This is a genomic window from Borrelia persica No12 (assembly GCF_000500045.1).
GTDB classification, from domain to species: Bacteria; Spirochaetota; Spirochaetia; order Borreliales; family Borreliaceae; genus Borrelia; species Borrelia persica.
In genome coordinates this window covers 1-294 of sequence record NZ_AYOT01000177.1, presented here as the reverse complement: position 1 = coordinate 294, position 294 = coordinate 1, and the positions used below count along the sequence as shown (strand labels likewise).

The window sequence follows — 294 nt, the reverse complement described above, 5'->3', positions numbered from 1 at the left end:
TTATGTCATGTATTTCAATGAAGGTCGTTTAAGCGATTCTGAAATAGCTAAAGAGATGGGAGTTTCACGAGCTAATGTATGTAAAATGAGACAAAAATGGGAGAGTATTAGAGAGAAACCAAAAGAATTTGGTAGTAATACTAAAGTTACCATTTGTGAAGATACTTTTAAGAGTATTTTAGATCGAGCACTTGAAGTAAATGCAAAGGCACGTGAACTTAGGAGTCAATTTAGTATAGCAAAGAGTCAACTTGGACTTAAGTTTATGAAGGCATTTAACAATTATTTGGAATT

The 294-nt window shown here is 32.3% G+C and carries 1 protein-coding gene; it reads left to right on the top strand.

Translation table 11 applies throughout. The annotated features are described in order from the left end of the window. Positions 1 to 294 (top strand): DUF603 domain-containing protein (locus U881_RS0105945; RefSeq protein ID WP_038363860.1); only part of this gene is annotated, 294 nt, incomplete at both ends.